16 protein-coding genes are annotated in these 20,320 nt (G+C 70.9%); 12 read left to right on the top strand and 4 right to left on the bottom strand.

Annotated elements, in window-relative coordinates:
• The first annotated feature begins 13 nt into the window (after positions 1-13).
• Positions 14-3,586, top strand: a complete 3,573-nt coding sequence (locus ACXKZF_RS01705; protein ID WP_488985206.1) for a S8 family serine peptidase — start codon at positions 14-16, stop codon at positions 3,584-3,586.
• A 212-nt stretch (positions 3,587-3,798) separates the two neighbouring features.
• Here ACXKZF_RS01705 and ACXKZF_RS01710 read toward each other — a convergent pair whose 3' ends face one another.
• Together ACXKZF_RS01710 and ACXKZF_RS01715 are read right to left on the bottom strand one after the other, a co-directional pair.
• Positions 3,799-4,821, bottom strand: a complete 1,023-nt coding sequence (locus tag ACXKZF_RS01710) for a pirin family protein (RefSeq protein WP_488985207.1) — start codon at positions 4,819-4,821, stop codon at positions 3,799-3,801.
• Positions 4,818-5,156, bottom strand: coding sequence for a GNAT family N-acetyltransferase (locus ACXKZF_RS01715; protein ID WP_488985208.1), 339 nt, complete (start codon positions 5,154-5,156; stop codon positions 4,818-4,820). The genes ACXKZF_RS01710 and ACXKZF_RS01715 overlap by 4 nt, the downstream gene beginning before the upstream one ends.
• 340 nt (positions 5,157-5,496) lie before the next feature.
• Here ACXKZF_RS01715 and ACXKZF_RS01720 point away from each other — a divergent pair, with 340 nt between their 5' ends.
• The 6 genes from ACXKZF_RS01720 (at position 5,497) to ACXKZF_RS01745 (ending at position 11,866) form a co-directional block, all read left to right on the top strand.
• Positions 5,497-7,758: a carbon starvation CstA family protein gene (locus ACXKZF_RS01720; protein ID WP_488985209.1), complete on the top strand. Its 2,262-nt coding sequence runs from the start codon at positions 5,497-5,499 to the stop codon at positions 7,756-7,758.
• A gap of 11 nt (positions 7,759-7,769) precedes the next feature.
• Positions 7,770-8,006 (top strand): YbdD/YjiX family protein, encoded by a 237-nt coding sequence (locus ACXKZF_RS01725; RefSeq protein ID WP_055959553.1) that lies wholly within the window; start codon positions 7,770-7,772, stop codon positions 8,004-8,006.
• Positions 8,007-8,019: 13 nt separating this feature from the next.
• On the top strand, positions 8,020-9,192 hold the full coding sequence (locus tag ACXKZF_RS01730; RefSeq protein ID WP_243224432.1) for a sensor histidine kinase: 1,173 nt from the start codon (positions 8,020-8,022) through the stop codon (positions 9,190-9,192).
• Entirely contained in the window at positions 9,189-9,893 is a 705-nt protein-coding gene (locus ACXKZF_RS01735; protein ID WP_243224431.1) for a LytR/AlgR family response regulator transcription factor, read from the top strand. The genes ACXKZF_RS01730 and ACXKZF_RS01735 overlap by 4 nt, the downstream gene beginning before the upstream one ends.
• A gap of 129 nt (positions 9,894-10,022) precedes the next feature.
• Complete coding sequence (locus ACXKZF_RS01740; RefSeq protein ID WP_055959547.1) at positions 10,023-10,415, top strand: hypothetical protein; 393 nt, start codon at positions 10,023-10,025, stop codon at positions 10,413-10,415.
• The gene (locus ACXKZF_RS01745) at positions 10,412-11,866 is read left to right on the top strand and encodes a sodium/solute symporter (protein WP_488985210.1); all 1,455 of its coding nucleotides are present in this window, start codon (positions 10,412-10,414) and stop codon (positions 11,864-11,866) included. The genes ACXKZF_RS01740 and ACXKZF_RS01745 overlap by 4 nt, the downstream gene beginning before the upstream one ends.
• A gap of 378 nt (positions 11,867-12,244) precedes the next feature.
• Here the strand turns inward: ACXKZF_RS01745 and ACXKZF_RS01750 are convergent, their stop codons facing one another.
• Positions 12,245-12,760, bottom strand: a complete 516-nt coding sequence (locus ACXKZF_RS01750; protein WP_488985211.1) for a CGNR zinc finger domain-containing protein — start codon at positions 12,758-12,760, stop codon at positions 12,245-12,247.
• A 25-nt stretch (positions 12,761-12,785) separates the two neighbouring features.
• On the opposite strand from ACXKZF_RS01750, the gene ACXKZF_RS01755 reads away from it, so the two are divergent.
• The 4 genes from ACXKZF_RS01755 to ACXKZF_RS01770 all read left to right on the top strand — a co-directional run bounded on the left by ACXKZF_RS01755 (position 12,786) and on the right by ACXKZF_RS01770 (position 18,357).
• Complete coding sequence (locus ACXKZF_RS01755; RefSeq protein WP_488985212.1) at positions 12,786-12,980, top strand: hypothetical protein; 195 nt, start codon at positions 12,786-12,788, stop codon at positions 12,978-12,980.
• Between the two features lie 106 nt (positions 12,981-13,086).
• Positions 13,087-15,126, top strand: coding sequence for a DNA helicase RecQ (gene recQ, locus ACXKZF_RS01760; RefSeq protein WP_488985213.1), 2,040 nt, complete (start codon positions 13,087-13,089; stop codon positions 15,124-15,126).
• Between the two features lie 370 nt (positions 15,127-15,496).
• On the top strand, positions 15,497-17,599 hold the full coding sequence (locus ACXKZF_RS01765; protein WP_488985214.1) for an acyl-CoA dehydrogenase family protein: 2,103 nt from the start codon (positions 15,497-15,499) through the stop codon (positions 17,597-17,599).
• A gap of 185 nt (positions 17,600-17,784) precedes the next feature.
• Positions 17,785-18,357 carry a DNA-3-methyladenine glycosylase I gene (locus ACXKZF_RS01770; RefSeq protein ID WP_488985215.1) on the top strand — a complete coding sequence of 191 codons (573 nt, stop codon included), beginning with the start codon at positions 17,785-17,787 and terminating at the stop codon, positions 18,355-18,357.
• A 9-nt stretch (positions 18,358-18,366) separates the two neighbouring features.
• Here ACXKZF_RS01770 and ACXKZF_RS01775 read toward each other — a convergent pair whose 3' ends face one another.
• Positions 18,367-18,495, bottom strand: coding sequence for a hypothetical protein (locus ACXKZF_RS01775; RefSeq protein ID WP_268774910.1), 129 nt, complete (start codon positions 18,493-18,495; stop codon positions 18,367-18,369).
• Between the two features lie 244 nt (positions 18,496-18,739).
• On the opposite strand from ACXKZF_RS01775, the gene ACXKZF_RS01780 reads away from it, so the two are divergent.
• Positions 18,740-20,287 (top strand): DEAD/DEAH box helicase, encoded by a 1,548-nt coding sequence (locus tag ACXKZF_RS01780; protein WP_055959533.1) that lies wholly within the window; start codon positions 18,740-18,742, stop codon positions 20,285-20,287.
• The last annotated feature ends 33 nt before the right edge of the window (positions 20,288-20,320 follow it).

The following is a 20,320-nucleotide window of genomic DNA, read 5'->3' on the forward strand; positions in this document are numbered from 1 at the left end:
TTTGGAGCGCACTATGGGTCGAACCCTGCGTTCGGTCGCGGCCATCACCCTGGCCGGACTGTTCACCGCCACCGGAGCCACCGCCGTTCAGGCTGCCGACGTGGGCGAGGGGGTGACACCCCCCACGCCCATCGAGTCGACCACCGGCCGCTACATCGTCGTGCTCGACGAAGCCCCCGTCGCCACCTACGGCGGCGGAGAAGCCGGTCTGGAAGCCACCAAGTCCGAGGATGCGAAGCTGGATCCGGACTCCCCGGCGGCGCGCGAGTACTCGGCCTTCCTCGAGCAGCGCCAGCAGGACGTCGCCGACGAGGCAGGCGTCCGCCGGGACACGACCTACACGGTCGCGGTCAACGGCTTCAGCGCGACGATGGATCCGAACCAGGCGGCGAAGCTCGCCGCCACCGAGGGCGTGCAGAAGGTCGTCCCCGATGAGATCCGCCACCCGCACGCCGTCCCCTCCACCGAGTTCCTCGGGCTCGAGGGCGACAACGGCGTCTGGCAGCGCGTCGGCGGTGTCGACGCCGCGGGTGAGGGCACGGTCGTCGGCGTGATCGACACCGGCATTGCGCCGGAGAACCCCTCGTTCGCGGGCGAGCCGCTCGGAACCACCCCGGGAGATGAGCCCTACCTCGACGGCAACGACGTCGTGTACCGCAAGGGCGACGGCTCCGACTTCCGCTCGCCCCGGGTCGCCGAGGGCAACGGCTGGTCGCTGTCGGACTACTCCACCAAGCTCGTCGGCGCGCGGTACTTCGACCAGGGTGCGGCCGCCACCGGTTTCACGTTCGAGGCCGACTACGTCTCGCCCCGTGACGGCGACACCCACGGCTCCCACACGGCCAGCACCGCGGCCGGCAACACGGGCGTGGACGCCGACGTGGAGGGCGTCGACTTCGGCGCCATCTCCGGCGTCGCCCCCGCGGCCAAGGTCGCCGCCTACAAAGCGTGCTGGGCCGGCCCCGACCCGCTCGTGACGACGGATGACGTCTGCGCCCTGAGCGACCTGCTCGGTGCCATCAACGCCGCCGTCGAAGACAACGTCGACGTCATCAACTACTCCATCGGCGGAGGAGCTGCCACCTCCACGTTCGCCCTGGAGGACCAGGCGTTCTTCAACGCCGCCGCGGCCGGCGTCTTCGTCGCCGTCTCGGCGGGCAACTCCGGCCCCGACGCCTCCACGGCAGACCACGCGTCGCCCTGGTACACCACCGTCGCCGCCTCCACGATCCCGACCTACGAGGGCACGGTGACCCTGGGGAACGGCTTCGAGGCCGCCGGTGCCTCCATCTCGGTGCCCGCAGGTCAAACCGTCACGGCTCCCGTGGTCTACGCCGGTGACATCGCGGCATCCGGAATCGATCCGGCGAACGCGGCCCTGTGCCTGCTCGGATCGCTCGACCCCGCTCAGGCCGCGGGCAAGATCGTCGTGTGCGACCGCGGGCAGAACGCCCGCGTCGAGAAGTCGCAGGCCGTCAAGGACGCCGGGGGCGTGGGCATGATCCTCGTCAACGTCACCCCCGCCTCGGTCGACAACGACTTCCACGCGGTACCGACCGTGCACCTCGACGCGCAGTACCGTGACGCTCTGCTGGCCTACGTGCGCGAGACCCCGGATGCCACGGCCACCCTCGTCGGCGAGAACATCACCGACGTGGTGACCCCGACCCCGCAGGTCGCGGGCTTCTCGAGCCGCGGCCCGATGCTGGCGGACGGCAGCGACATCCTCAAGCCCGACATCTCGGCGCCCGGCGTCGCGATCCTCGCCGCGGCCGCCAACGCCCCCGGCGCCGTCCCCGCGTTCGAGTTCCTCTCGGGCACGTCGATGTCGTCGCCGCACGTGGCGGGCCTCGCGGCGCTCTACCTCGGTGAACGACCGCTGGCGACCCCCGCCGAGGTCAAGTCGGCGATGATGACCACCGCCTACGACACCGTGGACGCCGAAGGTGCCGCCGTCGAGGATCCGTTCGCCCAGGGCGCCGGACACGTCGACCCGACGAAGTATTTCGACCCGGGTCTGCTGTACCTCAACGGCTCCGCCGACTGGGCGGCGTTCCTCCAGGGCAAGGGCCTGTACGACTTCGGCGTCGCGCCGATCGACGGCAGCGACCTCAACCTCGCATCGATCTCGATCGGTTCGCTTGCCAAGCCGCAGACGGTCACCCGCACGGTCACCTCGACGCAGGCCGGTTCGTTCTCGGCATCCATCGAGGTGCCCGGAGTGGATGCCGTGGTCGAGCCGTCGACGCTGGAATTCGCCGCAGCGGGCGAGGAGAAGACCTTCACGGTGACCTTCTCGCGCACCACCGCCGAGGCCGAGCAGTGGGCGACCGGCTTCCTCAACTGGACGAGCGGTGACACCCAGGTGCGCTCGCCGATCGCGATCCGTCCGACGACGGCCGAGGCTCCCGCCGAGGTCTCGGGCACGGGCCCGTCGGGCACCACGAATGTCGAGATCCTGCCCGGGATCAGCGGTGAACTGCCGCTCACCCTGGCGGGCCTGACGGCCGAGACGCTGCTGACCGACCCCGACAACCCCGTCGAGGGACACTCCGGCGACCAGGACTCCGGTGACGCCGACGGCTACGTCCGGTGGGTCGTCGAGGTGCCCGAGGGCACGACGCTCTCGCGCTTCGACCTCGACTCGTCCGACGATGCCGGCAGCGACCTCGACCTCTTCGTCTCGCGTGTCGTCAGCCCCGATGACCTGCGGTACTACGAACGGTTCACCTCGGCGACGGCCTCGGCCGACGAGCGGGTCTCGCTGTCGAACCCCACCCCGGGTACCTACCTCGTCGAGGCGAACGTGTACTCGTTCACCGCGCCGTTCACGTGGGACATGACCTATGCGAACGTCGCCCCCGGCGGCGAGGGCCAGCTCACGGCGACGCCGAACCCTCTCCAGGTGGAGCAGGGTGTCACGACCTCGTACGACCTGTCGTGGCAGGGTCTCGCGCCCCAGACGCGATACCTCGGTGTCGTGACCTACGGCGAGTCGGCGGTGCAGACCGTGCTCACGGTGGATTCGGGAGAGGCGGCGCCGGTCGTCGTCGAGGCCCCCACCGTGTCGGGCACGGTCGCGATCAACCGCACTCTGCGGGCGACCCCCGGCACGTGGAACCCCGCCGACGTGACCACGACGTACCAGTGGCTGCGTGACGGCGAACCCATCCAGGGTGCGACATCGCAGACGTACCGCGTGCAGCGCGCCGACCTCGGTCGCGTCCTCAGCGTGCGGGTGACCGCGACGTCGCCGACCACCGGGCTCTCGGGCACGGCCGACAGTGCCGGTGTGGCATCCGTCGTCACCTCGCGCACGGAGGTGACGGTGAGCCCCTGGGTCGGGCGCACCACCGACACGTACAAGGTGAACGTCAAGATCCGTCCCGCCGGCGGCCCCGCGGCGACGGGCGACGTGGTCGTCAGGGTCGCGGGCAAGGATTACCCCGCCACCCTGAAGGACGGTCGCGCGACGGTCACCCTCGACCCGCAGGCGCGCGGCGCCAAGCTGGTCAAGGTCACCTACGGCGGCAGCACCACCGTCCAGCCCTCGAGCGCGAGCAGCGCGTTCATCGTGCTGCGGTAGTCACCGTCGAACCACAGCGGCGCCCGGGCTTCGGCTCGGGCGCCGCTGTGCTGCGTGCGGGGGCCGGGGCGCCGCTGCCGCCGAGGTCCCTGAGCGGTCGTACGGCGACGTCGTCGGGCTCAGCCTCCTGTTCGTAGGGAGGCCCCTGAGCCTCGAAGGGACCGGGGCTGCAGGGGCCCGGAGGCTTCGACGAGGTCAGCCTCCTCCGTGCGTCAGTCCCTGCGCCGCCGGGGCGTCAGCCGCACCGCCGGCAGCGGCGGTGCCGGGATGCGCTCGGGGCCGTGATCGACCACTGCGCCGAAGCGCTCACCCTGCGCCTCCCACGCCTCGCGGGCCTCGACGATCTCGTCGTGCGAACGGCCGACGAAGTTCCACCACATCACGATGTCGGCCTCGAACGGCTCGCCGCCCAGCAGGAACACCCGCGCGCCCTCGTCGCTGCGCAACTCCACATGGTCGCGGCCCTTGCCGAGGTAGATCAGTCGCGTGTGATCGACGGATGCCGTCGTGCCCGGTTCGACCGCGGGCGAGGGGCGCCGCGCGGCGTCGGCGTCGGTGGCATCCATTCCCGTCGTGGCGACGGCGGTGCCGGTCATGCCGTAGACGGCATACTCCCAGTCCTCGCGGAGCGGGACGCGGACGCCGACCCCGGCGGGCAGGCGCAGTTCCGCGCCCACGATCGGGGTGTGCACCGTGGCGGGCGACTCGATCTCGCCCAACGACCCCATGACGACGACGGCGTCCGCCCCGTCGCCGAGGTCGAGCACCGGGAGGTCTTCGTGCCGTTCGAAAGCGGGTCCGCCGTGGCGGCGGGATTCCGGCAGCGCCACCCACAGCTGGAGGGCGTCAAGCGGAATCGGCTGCGCGCCCACCGAATACTCCGAATGGGCGATTCCCGCGCCGCTCGTCATGAGGTTGAGGGCGCCGGGGCGCACCACGACGTCGCTGCCCACGGCATCCCGGTGTCGCACCTCGCCGACGATCGGCCAGGTCACCGTCTGCAGGCCGATGTGCGGGTGCGGCTCGACGCGCATGAGGGTGTCCTGTGGACCGAAGCGGTCGAGGAAGCACCAGGCGCCCACCATGGGCAGCGCCCGGTGGGGGAGGGTGCGGTGAACCTCCATGCCGCGCACGCCGCCGAGCGGCACCTCGCGCGCACGCACCACGAGTGCCCGCGGTCCGTCGCAGTCGACCGGACCCTCGGATGCCGGAGGCGCGACGTCGAGTCGGGTCACGACGGTTCGCCGGGTCCCGCGGAGTCGGCCGCGTCGGCGTCGTTGGGCCATTCGACGACCAGGCCGGGCACGTCGTGCTCCTGCAGGTAGTGGGCCACGAAAGGGCAGGAGGGGATGACGGTGCCGCCGCGACGCGCGAGATCGCTCAGCGCTTCGCTCGCCAACGCCGTTCCGAGACCGCGGCCCTTGAACGCCGGGTCGATCTCGGTGTGGGGGAGGTTGAGGCGATCCTCGCCCGCGGGGCGGAACTGGAGGAATCCGCCGAGCTCGTCGCCCACGTGGATCTCGTAGCGGCGCTCGTCCTCGTTGCGGGTCACGGTCAGTTCATCGGCCATCGGCGTCTCCTGTCGTCGGTGTCCACAGCAACGTACGTCGGGCCCGCGGTGTTCCGCACCCCCTCGACACAGTGGCGTCCGGTCTCCTTCCGCGGGCTCCTCGACCCGGGTGCGGGCGCGGCCGGTGACCGGCGGAGGGGCAGGGACGAGCGGAGGACCCGTTCGCCAGCATCTTCCTCCCTCCATCCCCGGCCCTCCGCCCACCGCGCGAACCTCCGCGCGCACACCGTTCGTCGCACCGTTCGCGCCGCTCATCGCACGACCGACGGATGCCGCTGGCCCGCCGCCGCGGCATCCGCTTAGCCTTCCCGAGTCCGCAGTGCCGCGAGCAGGAGAACCCATGAGCGCTTCCGTCGACGACGACATCGTCACCGATCCGAACCTTCCCCCGGTCGCCGTGGAGCCCGAAAAGCTCCGCAGCAGATGGACCCCCGCGAAGATCGCCCTGTGGATCGGGATCGCCCTGCTGGGCGGCCTCGGCTGGACGATGCTGGCGATCGTGCGCGGCGAGACGGTGAACGCGATCTGGTTCGTGTTCGCCGCCGTCTGCACCTATCTGATCGGCTATCGCTTCTACTCGAAGGTCATCGAGCGCTTCATCGCGCGACCCGACGACCGCCGCGCGACGCCGGCCGAGCGCAAGCAGGACGGCAAGGACTACGTCCCCACCGACCGCCGCGTGCTCTACGGCCACCACTTCGCCGCCATCGCCGGTGCCGGGCCCCTCGTCGGCCCCGTGCTCGCCGCGCAGATGGGCTACCTACCGGGCACGATCTGGATCATCGTCGGCGTCATCCTCGCCGGGGCGGTGCAGGACTACCTCGTGCTGTTCTTCTCGATGCGCCGCGGCGGCCGCACGATCGGGCAGATGGCGCGTGACGAGCTCGGCAAGATCGGCGGTACGGCGGCGATCCTCGCGAGCCTGCTCATCATGCTGATCATCGTCGCGATCCTCGCCCTCGTCGTCGTCAACGCTCTCGGTGAGAGCCCGTGGGGCGTGTTCAGCGTCTCGATGACGATCCCGATCGCCCTGTTCATGGGCCTCTACCTGCGCTTCATCCGCCCGGGCCGCATCACCGAGATCTCGATCATCGGCTTCGTGCTGCTGATCGCCGCGATCGTCGCCGGCGGATGGGTCGCCTCGACCGAGTGGGGCTACGCGGCCTTCCACCTCGACCGCACCGTGATCGCGTGGGGCATCATCGTCTACGGCTTCGTCGCCGCGGTGCTGCCGGTCTGGCTGCTCCTCGCCCCGCGCGACTACCTCTCCACCTTCATGAAGGTCGGCGTGATCGTCATGCTTGCCGGTGCCATCGTGCTCGTGCGTCCCGAGATCTCGGTGCCCGCATTCAGCGAGTTCGCCGGCGGCCAGACGGGCCCGGTGTTCAGCGGACCGATCTTCCCGTTCCTGTTCGTCACCATCGCGTGCGGAGCGTTGAGCGGGTTCCACGCCCTCATCGCCTCGGGCACCACCCCGAAGCTCCTCGAGAAGGAGCGCCAGACGCGCTTCATCGGCTACGGCGGCATGCTCATGGAGTCGTTCGTGGCGATCATGGCGCTGGTCGCCGCACTGTCGATCGACCGAGGCATTTACTTCGCGATGAACTCCTCGCCCGCTGCCACCCTCGGCACTGTCGAGGGCGCGGTGGCATTCGTCAACGGTCTGGGTCTCGCGGGTGTCAACCTCACGCCCGACATGCTCACCTCCACTGCTGCGGCGGTCGGTGAGGAATCGATCGTCTCGCGCACGGGCGGTGCCCCGACCCTGGCGCTCGGTCTCGCGCACATCATGCAGCAGGCCCTCGGCGGTCAGGCGATGATGGCGTTCTGGTACCACTTCGCCATCATGTTCGAGGCACTCTTCATCCTCACGGCGGTCGATGCCGGAACCCGCGTGGCCCGCTTCATGCTCCAGGACTCGATCGGCACCGTCATCCCCAAGTTCAAGGACCTGTCGTGGCGACCGGGTGCCTGGATCTGCACCGCGGTGATGGTGGCCGGGTGGGGCGCGATCCTCATCCTGGGCGTGACCGATCCGCTGGGCGGCATCAACACCTTCTTCCCCCTGTTCGGCATCGCCAATCAGTTGCTCGCCGCGATCGCGCTCGCCGTGGTCCTGGCCATCGTCGCCAAGCGGGGCCGGTCGTACTTCCGGTGGCTGTGGATCGTCGCGCTGCCCCTGGCCTTCGCCGCCGTCGTGACCATCACGGCATCCATGTACAAGATCTTCTCGCCGGTTCCGGCGGTGGGGTATTGGGCCAATCACTTCGCGTTCCGCAACGCCCTCGCCGAGGGCAAGACGGAGTTCGGCACGGCCAAGAGCGTCGCCGCGATGGAGGCGGTGGTGCGCAACACCCTCGTGCAGGGCGTGCTGTCGATCGTCTTCGTCTCCCTCGCGATCATCGTCATCCTCATGGCCGTGATCGTCACCGTCCGGGCGATCCGCGCCGGCGGCGGTGAGAACCTCGAGGACGCACCCGTGCCCTCGCGTCGATTCGCCGCCGCCGGGTTCCTCGCCACCAAGGAGGAGCGCGCGATCGAGAAGCAGTGGGAGGCCCTCCCGGCCGATCACCCCGACCGCCCGTCCGTCTCCTCCCACTGAGCACGCCGACGATGACCGACACGGATGCCACGACCCCCGGCCCTCTGCAGCGCCTCGGCGCCCAGGTGGTGCGGGCGGGTCGTGGCATCCGGTGGTACGTCACGACGCTCATGGGCGACCGGGCGTACGACGTCTACGTCGCGCACCTGCTCTCCCAGCACCCGGAAGCGACACCGCTGACCGAGCGGCAGTTCTGGCGGCAGCGAACCGCGGAGCAGGACCGCAATCCGGGTGCCCGCTGCTGCTGAGTAGGCTTCGACAATGCTCGATGCCCCGCTGCTCGCCGGTGCCGCGGGCGTCGGCGTGGGCGCGGCGCTGACCCTCGTCCTGGTCTTCGCCCGCCGCTTCGCGCTCGCCCCGCGCGACCTCGGCAGCGACGCCGAACGGGCGACCCACCGCACCCTGCATGTGGCGGCGGCTGCGGCGGCGGCCCTCCGCGGCGGACGTGACGAGCCGGATGCCGCGCGCGCGGCGAAGCACCTGCGCGTGCTCCTCGCCGCCGACGCGGTGGCGATCGTCGAATCGGCGGCCGATCGGGTCGCCATCGACGGACCCGACGTCCTCGCCGCTCCCGCCCGCCGCGTCGCCGCCCGCGTGTACGAGTCGGGGCGTCGGCAGGTGTTCACCGAGGCGGGCGAGGCCGCCGTGGGCGCGCCGATCGTCGTCGACGGGCGGGTCTGGGGCGCCGTCGTCGCCTTCGCCGCCGACGTCCGCGCGCCGCTCGTGCGGGCCACGGGCGACGTCGCCGACTGGTGCGCCGCCCAGATCGAGCTCGCCGGTCTCGACGCGTCGCGCGCGGCTCTCGCAGAAGCGGAGCTGAGGGCGCTGCGGGCGCAGATCAGCCCTCACTTCATCTACAACGCCCTCACGGCGATCGCATCCTTCATCTCGACCGACCCGCCCCGTGCGCGCGACCTCGTCCTGGAGTTCGCGGACTTCACGCGCTACTCGTTCCGGCGGCAGGGGGAGTTCACGACGCTGTCGGAGGAGCTGCGCAGCATCCACTCCTACCTCGAACTGGAGCGGGCCCGCTTCGGAGACCGTCTGACCGTGAGGCTGCGCATCGCTCCCGAGACGCTCGCCACCGTCATCCCGTTCCTGTCGGTGCAACCGCTCGTCGAGAACGCGGTGCGCCACGGGCTGGAGCGACGCGAGAACGGAGGCGTGTTGACGGTCACCTCGATCGACGACGGCACGCACACCGAGGTGATCGTCGACGACGACGGTGTGGGGATGGACCCCGACGAACTCGCGACGCTGCTCGATCTCGACGCTTCGTCGTCGCACGTCGGTCTGCGCAACGTCGACGCGCGTCTGCGGCAGCTGTATGGTCCGGCCGGGGGACTGGTCGTCGAGACGAACGTCGGGTCGGGCACCTCGGTGCGCCTGCGCGTGCCCAAGTCGCAGCCGCAGCACGAGACGGCCCGCCCGTGAGCGTCGCGGTGCTGGTGGCCGACGACGAGGCGCCCGCCCTGCACGAACTGGCGACGCTGCTCGCGGCCGACCCGCGGGTGTCGGTCGTTCATACCGCGAGCGGTGGGGCCGAGGCGCTGCGGGTGCTCGAGCGGGGCGAGGTGGCCGTCGCCTTCCTCGACATCCACATGCCGGGGCTGACGGGGTTCGACCTCGCGCGGGCCACCGCGAAGCTGCGGATACGCCCCGCGGTGGTGTTCGTCACGGCCGACGAGTCGGGCGCTGTGCGGGCCTTCGATCTCGAAGCCGTCGACTACGTGCTCAAGCCCGTGCGCGTGGAGCGGCTGTCGCGCGCCCTCGGGCGGGCGCTCGCGGCCGGTTCGGGCGCTGAGACGACCGACGACGAGACCATCCCCGTCACCGTGGGAGCCCACACCCGTCTCGTGCGCCGGGCGGACGTGCGGTGGGTGCAGGCGAACGGCGACTACTCGCGCCTGTACACCGCGGCATCCGATCACCTCGTGCGCGTTCCGCTGTCGGACCTCGCCGATCGGTGGGCCGACGCCGGCTTCGTGCGCGTGCACCGTTCGTACCTCGTCCACCGCGACGCCGTCACCGAGGTGCGCCTGGCGGGGTCCGCGCCGACGGTCGCGCTCGCCGAGATCGAACTGCCGGTGAGCCGACGCCTCGTGCCGGCCGTGCGCGACGCGCTCCTTCGTTGACGCCCTCCTCAGGTCGCTGACTTCGGGGAATGCGCGCGGGACGAGCGCTTCGCCGTATACACGGCCACGCCATCGGTCCGTGCGTCGTCCCGTCGACGCGGACGATCCCGGATGCCACGATGGGATGCCATGACCGACGATCCGCGCCCCCTTCCGCGCGTGCGGGTCACGGCATCCACCGCGGGCCGGGTGTCGCGGCCGGCGACGCGCGGCTTCGCGCTGCCCGGCCGCGTGGCCGACGAGGCGGACGACGTCTTCTCGCGCGGGCTGGTGCGCGCCCAGCTGCGTCTCGCCCTCGGGTGCGTCGCGGCGTTCGTCGTCGTCGCCGCAGCGCTCGCCGGGGTGATCGCGGCGCTGCCGACGCTCGGTGATCCCGCGGTGTGGTCGGTGCCCCTGTCGTGGCTGCTGCACGCCTACGGGTTCTATCCGCTGATCCTCGTCTTCGCCCTCATCTACGCCCGGGCCGCCGCCCGCAACGAGCGCCGGTACCGGCAACTCGCCGAACCCGAGGATCCCGCGTGAACCCGGTGTTCGACCTCGCCGCCGTGGGGCTGCTCGTGGTGACCACCGCGGTGCTCGGATTCGCCGGCATCCGCTCCTCTCGCACCCGTAGCGACTTCTTCGTCGCGTCCCGCAGCGTGGGGAGCGTGTGGAACGCCTCCGCGATCAGCGGGGAGTATCTCTCAGCGGGCACCTTCCTCGGCCTTGCGGGACTCGTGCTGCTGTCGGGGGCGGAGGGGTTCTGGTTCCCCATCGGGTACGCGGCCGGTTATCTGCTGGTGCTGCTGTTCGTGGCCGCTCCGCTCCGCCGGAGCGGGGCGTACACGATCCCCGACTTCGTCGAGGCTCGGCTGGAGTCGCGCGCGGTGCGCGGGGTGACCAGTGTCGTCGTGCTCGTGATCGGCTGGTTGTACATCGTGCCGCAGTTGCACGGGGCATCGCTCGCCCTCGGCGTCGTGGCCGACGTGCCGCGGTGGATGGGCGGTGTGCTCGTGGCGGTGCTGGTCGCCGGCATCGTCGCGGCGGGCGGCATGCGCGCGATCACCGCGGTGCAGGCGTTCCAGTACTGGCTGAAGCTCACCGCACTGCTCGTGCCGGCGGTGTTCCTGCTCGTGGCGCTGTCGGGCGGTGGCGTCGACATCGACCCCGCGCGCGTGTTCCCCGCCGAGAGCGGGCCGGGCGCGATCGACGCCTATGCCACCGTCTCGCTGCTGTTGGCCCTGCTGCTCGGCACGATCGGCCTGCCGCACGTGCTCGTGCGGTTCTACACGAGTCCGAACGGCGCGTCGGCCCGGCGGACCACCGTGGTCGTCATCGTGCTCATCGGCGCCTTCTACGCGGTGTCGTCGACGATGGGACTGATCGCGCGCGTCGTCGCCCCCGATTTCGCCGTCCCCGGCGTCGCCGACACCGTCGTGCTCGCCCTCCCGTCGCGGGTGTTCCCGGGCCTGGTGGGGGAGCTGCTCACGTCGCTGCTGGTGGCGGGAGCCTTCGCCGCGTTCCTCGCGACGTCGTCGGGGATCGTCGTCTCGCTCGCCGGGGTCGTGAGTCAAGACGTCTTCGGGGGCGGGGTGCGCTCCTTCCGGCTCTCGGCGGTGGTGTGCACGGCGGTGCCGCTCGCCGTCGCGCTCCTGACCGAACCCGCGGGGCTCGTCGCGAGCGTCGGCCTGGTGTTCGTGTTCGCGGCGTCGACGCTGTCGCCGGTGCTGCTGCTGGGCGTGTGGTGGCCGCGGCTCACCGCGCGCGGCGCGGTCGCGGGCATGGTGGTCGGAGCCGTGTCGTGCGGCGCCGCGCTCCTGGCCGGTGGCGCGCTGCGCGGCATGGGCGGGTGGGCCGTGATCGTCACTCAGCCGGCGGCGTGGACCATTCCGTTGACGACGATCGTCATCGTCGCGGTGTCGCTGCTCGACCGCGGCGGCGCACCCACGCGGGTCGAGCGGTATCTGGCGCGGTTGCATACGCCGGACGCGTGAGCGGCGGCTGATGGCGCGGCTCTGCGCGTCGATCGCCGGCGCGGGGCGCGGGGCGGCGCGTGCATTGCTGGCGCTGGGGGCGCGGGGGCTGGGGGCGCGGGGCCGCGCATGCATAAACGCGGTGCGTGGTGTGCGCACGCATGAACGCGGGCACGGGCGTGCAGGCATGAACCGCGGTGCGCGTATGCATAAACAGTGTGCGTGCGCATAAATGCGGTGTCGCCGTGTTTATGCGCACGAATCGCGTTTGCGCAGCGGGCTCGGGGAGTCGATGCCCGTCGCCTGCTGACGCCTCGACGACGCGTTTCTTCGCGCGGATGCCGTTTCTCGGCGCGCCGGGACGCCCGGCCCGTCGCGCCGGGGGCCCGGCCGGTCGCGTCAGCCGCGCGCCCGATGCCGGCGGACGGCGGCGCGGTTCGCGCACCGGACCGAGCAGTAGCGCTGCCGGCCATTGCGCGTGACGTCGACGACCACGTTCGTGCAGGGGTCGGCGGCGCAGCGGCCGAGGCGGTCCATGCCGCGAGTGACCAGGTGCAGCGACGTGCCGACCGAAATGACGGCCGCGAGCACGCGCGGAAGTTTCTCGTCGTTGTCGCGATAGTGCAGGTGCCACCCTTCGCCGTCGTGGTCGGTGAGGCGTGGGTAGGCCGTCACCGCGGCCATCTGCGCGTTGAGCAGGAGCGCGCGCTCGTCGGGGTCGGTGGCGTCCACGACTCGGAGCCACTCGTCGATGACGCGTCGGGTTTCGATGTGATCGTCGGATGCCACGGGGAACCGCATCGTCATCCCCTTCTCGATCGTGCGCGCCTCGATGCCCGCGCGGTCGTGCGGCCAGTCGTTGGCGAGGGATGCCGCGAGGAGGGCGGCGTACTCCCCGTAAGGGTTGAGATGCATAACGGCATTACATCACGCTGAGGTCATGACCGCCCCTCGACTGCTCCCGGCCGCTGCTCCCGCCCTCCTCCACGAACACGCCTGGCTCACCGAGTCCGTGCACGCGACGAGCGAGGGGCGAGTCCGCTATGTCCGCTGCGCCGAGTGCGTCGCGCGGCGGGTCGATCTCGATCCGGCCAGCGTGACGCCGGCGTCGGCGATTTCACGCGTGATCGGCTGATCCCCGTCCTCGCGCGGAGTCTGGAGCCCCTCCTCCCCAGCCGGGTGATCGCACCGATGGATGCCACGTCGAGGTCGGTGTCGGCGGCCGGGGTTACCGTGGAGGGGTGACTCATCCCGGCGCTGCACCCGAGCCGTACGCCGACGCGCCGTCCGAGGCGTACGACGTCCTCGACGACCCGTACGCCGGAGCCGACTGGGATCCCGATCAGTTCGCCCCGCCCGAAGACTTCGACGCCCCGCCGCCTCCGGTCGACCCGTCGTCGCCGTTCGCGCGAGCGGTGGTGGCGACCGGCACCGCGCGCGAACTCCCGGCGGTGCGCGACTTCACCGGGCGCGACCCCCGCGAAGTACTGCACGAGGTCTACGGCTACGACGTGTTCCGCGGCGATCAGGCCGACATCGTGCAGCACGTCGTCGACGGCGGCGACGCGGTCGTGCTCATGCCCACCGGCGGCGGCAAGAGCGTCACCTATCAGGTGCCCGCGCTCGTGCGGCCGGGCACCGGCCTGGTCGTGAGCCCGTTGATCGCGCTCATGCACGACCAGGTCGAGGCGCTCATCGCCAACGGCGTGCGAGCGGGCTACCTGAACTCCACGCAGTCGCCGGCCGAACGGCAGGCCGTCGAACAGGCCTACCTCGCGGGCGAACTCGACCTGCTCTACGTCGCCCCCGAGCGCCTGAACGGTGCCCAGACCCTCTCCTTCCTCGCGCGCGGCCGGCTCAGCGTCATCGCGATCGACGAGGCGCACTGCGTATCGCAGTGGGGTCACGACTTCCGCCCCGACTATCTCGCCCTCGGCGACCTCGCCGACCGTTTCCCCGGTGTTCCGCGCATGGCGCTCACCGCGACGGCGACCCCGGCGACCGCGCAAGAGATCGTGGAGCGTCTGCGCCTGCGCGACGCCCGCGGATTCGTCGCGAGCTTCGACCGCCCGAACATCCAGTACCGCATCGACGCGAAGGTCGACCCGCGGCGTCAGCTCGTGCAGTTCATCAAGAGCCAGCCCGAGGGCTCGGCGGGCATCGTCTACGCGCTCAGCCGCAAGAGCGTCGAGCAGATGGCGGCGTACCTCTGCACCCAGGGCCTCGACGCACTGCCGTACCACGCGGGCCTCGACGCATCCGTGCGCGCGGCGAACCAGTCGCGCTTCCTCCGCGACGACGGGGTGATCATGGTCGCCACGATCGCCTTCGGCATGGGCATCGACAAGCCCGACGTGCGCTTCGTCGCCCACATCGACCTGCCCAAGTCGGTCGAGGGGTACTACCAAGAGACCGGGCGTGCCGGCCGAGACGGCGACGCCTCGGTGGTGTGGATGGCGTACGGCCTCGGCGACGTCGTGCAGCAGCGCCGCATGATCGATCAGTCGCCCGGCGACCGCTCCTACAAGCTGCGTCTCGGTCAGCACCTCGACGCCATGCTCGCCCTGTGCGAGACGGTCGGATGCCGTCGGCAGAACCTCCTCGATTATTTCGGGCAGCGGTCCGAGCCGTGCGGCAACTGCGACACCTGCCTCACCCCGCCCGACACGTGGGACGGTCTCGTCGCCGCCCAGAAGCTCCTTTCGACGATCGTGCGGCTGCAGCGCGAGCGCGGGCAGGCCTTCGGTGCCGGACACCTCATCGACATCCTCCGCGGAGCGAAGACCGAGCGCATCGCGCAGCAGGGCCACGACCGTCTCAGCACGTACGGGCTCGGCGCCGACCTGTCCGATCAGGACTGGCGCAGCGTCATCCGTCAGCTGCTCGCCCGGGGCATCATCGTCGCCCAGGGCGACTATGGCACGCTCGCGCTCAGCGAGGCGTCGGCGCCGGTGCTCCGGGGCGAAGCCCCGGTACCCCTCCGGCGCGACGTGCTCGGGCGCGCGGGTTCCAGCGGTGGAGGGAGCCGTCAGCGCAAATCCAGCGCCGACGACGTGGCCCCCGCCGACCGCGACCTGTTCGAGGCCCTTCGCGCCTGGCGCGCCGAGAAGTCCCGCGAGCAGGGCGTGCCGGCCTACATCGTCTTCGGCGACGCCACCCTGCGTGCCATCGCCGCCGCCCGGCCCGCGTCGGTCGGCGACCTCGACGGCATCACCGGCATCGGTGCGAAGAAGCGCGAGGCGTACGGCGACGGCATCCTGACGGTGGTCGCCGCGAACTGACGGTGCTCGCCGCGAACTGACGGGGGAACTCGCGCCGCGACATGGTTGGGCGAGCATGGGTGCGTCGCGCTCCCGCCGGCGTGCCCGACGTTCCCACTGCGCGCGACCCCTCGTCATGACCCTCGCGCCGTACCCGTCGCGGCCCCCCATCGCGGCCGAGCCGCACGAAACCGGCGCCCGCCCGTCGCATCCCGTTCCGCACCGGCGATCACCCGCCCGTCCGGCGCGCTCCCGGGAATGTTGACCATCCACAACGACCCCACGGTCCGCCACCCGGCATGCTTGTCGCGCATCCACACAATGATTGCCGGGACGTTGTCGAACACCTACCGTTATTGGCATCCCTGAGCCCCGTCGAGAGGTGCCGAGAATGACCGACGCCGCCGTCCGTCCCACCACGCCCGCCACGAGCACGCGTACGCCCGTCGGAGGTGCGCCCACCGCGGCGCACACCGCCGCCGAGGCCGCGGAGGCCCGCATCGATACCGAACGGGTCACCGATCTGCTGCTCGGAACGTGGGCCGACACGCGCCGCGCGGCGCGCGAGATGATCAAGGACCCCGCGCTGTGGCGCGACGACAGCCTCGGCATGGACGCCCACCGCGAACGCACCCTGAGCCAACTGCACCTGCTCGTGCAGAACAAGGCCGTGCACCGTGCCTTCCCGAAGCGCTTCGGCGGCGAGGACGACAACGGTGCGAACATCGCCGGCTTCGAGGAGCTCGTCGCGGCCGACCCCAGCCTGCAGATCAAGTCCGGCGTCCAGTGGGGTCTCTTCGGGTCGGCGGTGCTGCAGCTGGGAACGGCCGAACACCACGAGAAGTGGCTGCCCGGCATCATGAGCCTCGAGATCCCCGGCGCGTTCGCCATGACCGAGACCGGACACGGCTCCGACGTCTCGGCCATCGGCACGACCGCCACGTACGACCCCGCCGCCGAGGAGTTCGTCATCCACACGCCTTTCCGCGGCGCGTGGAAGGACTACCTCGGCAACGCCGCCCTGCACGGCAAGGCCGCAACGGTGTTCGCCCAGCTGATCACCGACGGTGTCAATCACGGCGTGCACTGCTTCTACGTGCCGTTGCGCGACGAGAACGGCGACTTCCTGCCCGGCATCGGCGGAGAAGACGACGGCCTCAAAGGCGGGCTCAACGGCATCGACAACGGTCGTCTGCACTTCGATCACGTGCGCGTCCCGCGCACCAATCTGCTGAACCGCTACGGCGACGTCGCCGCCGACGGCACGTACTCCAGCGACATCCCCAGCCCGGGTCGCCGGTTCTTCACGATGCTCGGCACCCTCGTGCAGGGTCGTGTGTCACTCGACGGCGCGGCCGCGTGGGCCTCGGCCATCGGCCTGATCATCGCGATCACCTACGGCAACCAGCGCCGTCAGTTCGACTCCGGCAGCGGCACCCCCGAGGTCACCCTGCTCGACTACGGCAAGCACCAGCGTCGCCTGCTGCCGCGCCTGGCCACGACCTACGCCGAGATCTTCGCGCACGACGAGTTCCTGCAGAAGTTCGACGGCGTCTTCAGCGGCACCCTCGACACCGACGCCGATCGTGAAGACCTCGAGACCCTCGCCGCCGCCCTCAAGCCCCTGTCGACCTGGCACGCGCTCGACACGCTGCAGGAGTCGCGCGAGGCGTGCGGCGGGCAGGGCTTCCTGTTCGAGAACCGCCTCGTGGGGCTCCGCGCCGACCTCGACATCTTCGTCACCTTCGAAGGCGACAACAACGTCCTGCTCCAGCTCGTGGGCAAGCGCCTGCTCGCCGATTACGCCCGCCAGTTCAAGGGCAAGGATGCCAAGCAGCTCGCCGCCTTCGCCGTGGGCCAGACCGCCGGCAAGCTCTTCCACGGTGCCGGGATGCGTCAGCTCGGGCAGGCCGTCAGCGATTTCGGGTCCACCGCCCGCTCGGTCGAGAAGGGGCTCCGCGCCGAGCAGCAGCACGACCTGCTGGCGGGCCGCGTGCAGCAGATGGTGGCCGACATCGCGGGGCGCCTGCGTCCGGCATCCCGGCTCTCGCGTGACGACGCCGCGGCACTGTTCAACGAGAACCAGTCGGAGCTCATCGAAGCTGCCCGGGCTCACGGCGAGCTGCTCCAGTGGGAGGCGTTCACCGACGCCATCAATCGCATCGACGACCCCGACACCCTGCGGGTGCTGACCTGGTTGCGCGACCTCTTCGGCCTGCAGCTGATCGAGAAGCACCTCGCGTGGCACCTCATCAACGGGCGACTCTCGATGCAGCGCGGGTCCGCCGTCTCGAGCTACATCGACCGTCTCTGCGCGCGGCTGCGCCCGCACGCCCAGGATCTCGTGGATGCCTTCGGCTACGGCCCCGAGCACGTCCGGGCGTCCATCGCGACCGGCGTCGAGGACGACCGGCAGAACGAGGCCGCGGCCTACTACGCCGAGTTGGCGGCATCCGGGAACGCTCCCGTGCCGGAGAAGAAGCCCGCGCGCTGATCTGCCGTCGCACGAAGTCCGCCCTGCGTCCTCTCGACGCGGGGCGGTCTTCTCGGGCAGCCCTGCGAGAGCAGGAGATCGTTCGAGGACAGGCCCTCAGGGGATGAATCGGCCCTGGTCTCGCGGGATCGCCTGGGGGGAAGTGCTCTTCGCGGGGTGTCGGACGTCCGTCTTACTCTGAGGGCATGAGTGATCTGCTGACCGGGGCCGACGGAGTGATCCGCTGCGCCTGGGCGGGCGCCGACGCCGAGTATCAGCGCTACCACGACGAAGAGTGGGGCACGACGCTGCGCGGTGACCGTCTCCTCTTCGAGAAGCTCAGCCTCGAGGGCTTCCAGGCGGGCTTGGCCTGGATCACGATCTTGCGCAAGCGTCCGCGCTTCCGTCAGGTCTTCCACGGCTTCGAGCCGTCACTCGTGGCGGCTTTCGGTCCCGATGACATCGAGCGGTTGCTCCAGGATGCCGGAATCATCCGCCATCGCGGCAAGATCGAGGCCGTGATCGGCAACGCCGGAATCGTGGCCGACATGGCCGAGGGCGAGTTCGACGAGCTGATGTGGTCCTTCGCGCCCGTCCGGCATGCACCGCCGACGACGTTCGCTGAGGTGCCGGCGGTGACGCCCGAGTCGACCGCGATGAGCAAAGAGCTGCGTCGCCGAGGATTCCGTTTCGTCGGTCCGACCACGATGTACGCCCTCATGCAGTCCTCGGGCATGGTCGACGATCACGTCGCGGGGTGTTGGCGCGCAGTGGGCTGAGCGCGTAGCTCAGTCTTCAGCGCTCGCCTGATGCCGGGCTTCGAGTTCTTTCAGGCGGCGCATCTGCGCGAATGGGTAGAACGCGATCCAGGCGATGGAGGCGATGGATGCGCCCATGATCATCGATGCGATATCCATGATCTCGAGGCTACGAGGGGCGAGATGGCGGCGGATCCTTCGTGCGACGGAGATACGCCGCTCACCCGGTACACTGGTGTGCGGAGCTCTCGCTCCCAGCGTCGTCGAACGCACCGGCCCCCTCTTTTGGGGCCTTTGACCTTCACGGCGAACGGATGCGCCATTTGGCGCCTTCGCCCATTGCAGCCGCAGCATCGCGGCATCCCGAACCGCCGTGCGCGCGTGCGCCGCGGCAGGAGTATTCATGACGTCTCAGACTTTCGCCGACCTCGGCGTTCCCACCCCCCTCGTCGACGTTCTCGCCGCACAGGGCAAGAACGAGCCCTTCCCGATCCAGACCGACACCCTGCCCGACACCCTCGCCGGACGCGACGTGCTCGGCCGCGGAAAGACCGGCTCGGGCAAGACCCTCGCCTTCGCGATCCCGCTGGTCGCGCGGCTCGCCGCGAAGACCGACCGCCGTCGCGGGCGCAAGCCCCGCGCGCTCGTGCTCGCCCCCACCCGTGAGCTGGCGAACCAGATCGACGAGGTCATCAAGCCCCTCGCCGCGGCCTTCCAGCTCACCACGACCACCGTCTACGGCGGCATCAACCAGAAGCGCCAGGTCGACGCGCTCGCCACCGGCGTCGACATCCTCGTCGCCTGCCCGGGCCGCCTCGAAGACCTCATCAGCCAGGGGTTCGCCAACCTCGGCGATATCGAGATCACCGTGCTCGACGAGGCCGACCACATGGCCGACCTCGGCTTCCTCCCCGGCGTTACGCGCCTGCTCGCCCGTACGCCCGCCGACGGTCAGCGTCTGCTGTTCTCGGCCACGCTCGACAACGGTGTGGACAAGCTCGTCAAGCGGTTCCTGCGCAACGAGGTCCTGCACTCCGTCGACGAGGCTCACTCGCACGTCGCCGCGATGACCCACCACGTCTTCGCCCCCGCCGACGCCGACGCGAAGAAGGAGCTCGTGCAGACGCTCGCGTCGGGCACCGCGCGGCGCATCCTCTTCATGCGCACCAAGCACCAGGCCAAGAAGCTGGCGAAGGCGCTGACCGCCGCCGGCATCCCCTCGGTCGATCTGCACGGCAACCTGTCGCAGCCGCAGCGCGACCGCAACCTCGCCGCCTTCGGCGACGGCCGGGCGAAGGTGCTCGTCGCCACCGACGTCGCCGCGCGCGGTGTGCACGTCGACGGCGTCGAGCTCGTCGTGCACGTCGACCCGCCCGTCGAGCACAAGGCGTACCTGCACCGTTCGGGCCGCACCGCCCGCGCGGGCACGGCCGGTGACGTCGTGACGATCATGCTGCCCGAGCAGCGTCGCGACACCCTCGACATCCTGCGTAAAGCCAAGATCTCGGCCGCGCCGCAGCCGGTGACCCCCACCTCGCCCGAGGTCGTGGCTCTCGTCGGCGAGGTCGCGCCCTACGTCAAGCCCGAGCCGATCGTCGAGCAGCCCCAGGGCGGCGGACGCTCGCAGGGCGCCAACGCCCAGCGCAAGCGCGCCGAGCGTGCACAGGGACAGGATGCCGCGTCGGCCGGCGGCGGACGCCGTCGTCGCGGACGCGGTGGTAGCGGCCAGTCGGCCGAGGCTCCCGCCGCAGCCGGTCACGCGCCGCAGGGCGGCCGTGGTCAGGGCCAGCGCTCCGGCGCCGGTCGCGGCCAGGGCGCGGGCGGCACGCAGCGTGCCGGCGCGGGTGCGGGTCGGCCGCAGGGCGCGGGTCGCTCGGCATCCGGCGCTCCGACGACCGGCATGGTCGTGGGTTCACGCAGCCCCCGCACGAACCGTCGCGCTCAGGGCTGATCCCCTTCTCCGATGCCCCCGCGGATTCGTCTG

This window comes from Microbacterium sp. ABR10, from assembly GCF_057812175.1.

What these genes read in the sequence shown, in the direction of transcription:
- ACXKZF_RS01725 (WP_055959553.1), top strand. Translation starts at nt 7,770, where the DNA reads ATGACCGACACGGATGCCACGACCCCCGGCCCTCTGCAGCGCCTCGGC.
- ACXKZF_RS01740 (WP_055959547.1), top strand. Translation starts at nt 10,023, where the DNA reads ATGACCGACGATCCGCGCCCCCTTCCGCGCGTGCGGGTCACGGCATCC.
- ACXKZF_RS01705 (WP_488985206.1), top strand. Translation starts at nt 14, where the DNA reads ATGGGTCGAACCCTGCGTTCGGTCGCGGCCATCACCCTGGCCGGACTG.
- ACXKZF_RS01715 (WP_488985208.1), bottom strand. Translation starts at nt 5,156, where the DNA reads ATGGCCGATGAACTGACCGTGACCCGCAACGAGGACGAGCGCCGCTAC.
- ACXKZF_RS01780 (WP_055959533.1), top strand. Translation starts at nt 18,740, where the DNA reads ATGACGTCTCAGACTTTCGCCGACCTCGGCGTTCCCACCCCCCTCGTC.
- ACXKZF_RS01730 (WP_243224432.1), top strand. Translation starts at nt 8,020, where the DNA reads ATGCTCGATGCCCCGCTGCTCGCCGGTGCCGCGGGCGTCGGCGTGGGC.
- ACXKZF_RS01765 (WP_488985214.1), top strand. Translation starts at nt 15,497, where the DNA reads ATGACCGACGCCGCCGTCCGTCCCACCACGCCCGCCACGAGCACGCGT.
- ACXKZF_RS01770 (WP_488985215.1), top strand. Translation starts at nt 17,785, where the DNA reads ATGAGTGATCTGCTGACCGGGGCCGACGGAGTGATCCGCTGCGCCTGG.
- ACXKZF_RS01750 (WP_488985211.1), bottom strand. Translation starts at nt 12,760, where the DNA reads ATGCATCTCAACCCTTACGGGGAGTACGCCGCCCTCCTCGCGGCATCC.
- ACXKZF_RS01755 (WP_488985212.1), top strand. Translation starts at nt 12,786, where the DNA reads ATGACCGCCCCTCGACTGCTCCCGGCCGCTGCTCCCGCCCTCCTCCAC.
- ACXKZF_RS01775 (WP_268774910.1), bottom strand. Translation starts at nt 18,495, where the DNA reads ATGGATATCGCATCGATGATCATGGGCGCATCCATCGCCTCCATCGCC.
- ACXKZF_RS01720 (WP_488985209.1), top strand. Translation starts at nt 5,497, where the DNA reads ATGAGCGCTTCCGTCGACGACGACATCGTCACCGATCCGAACCTTCCC.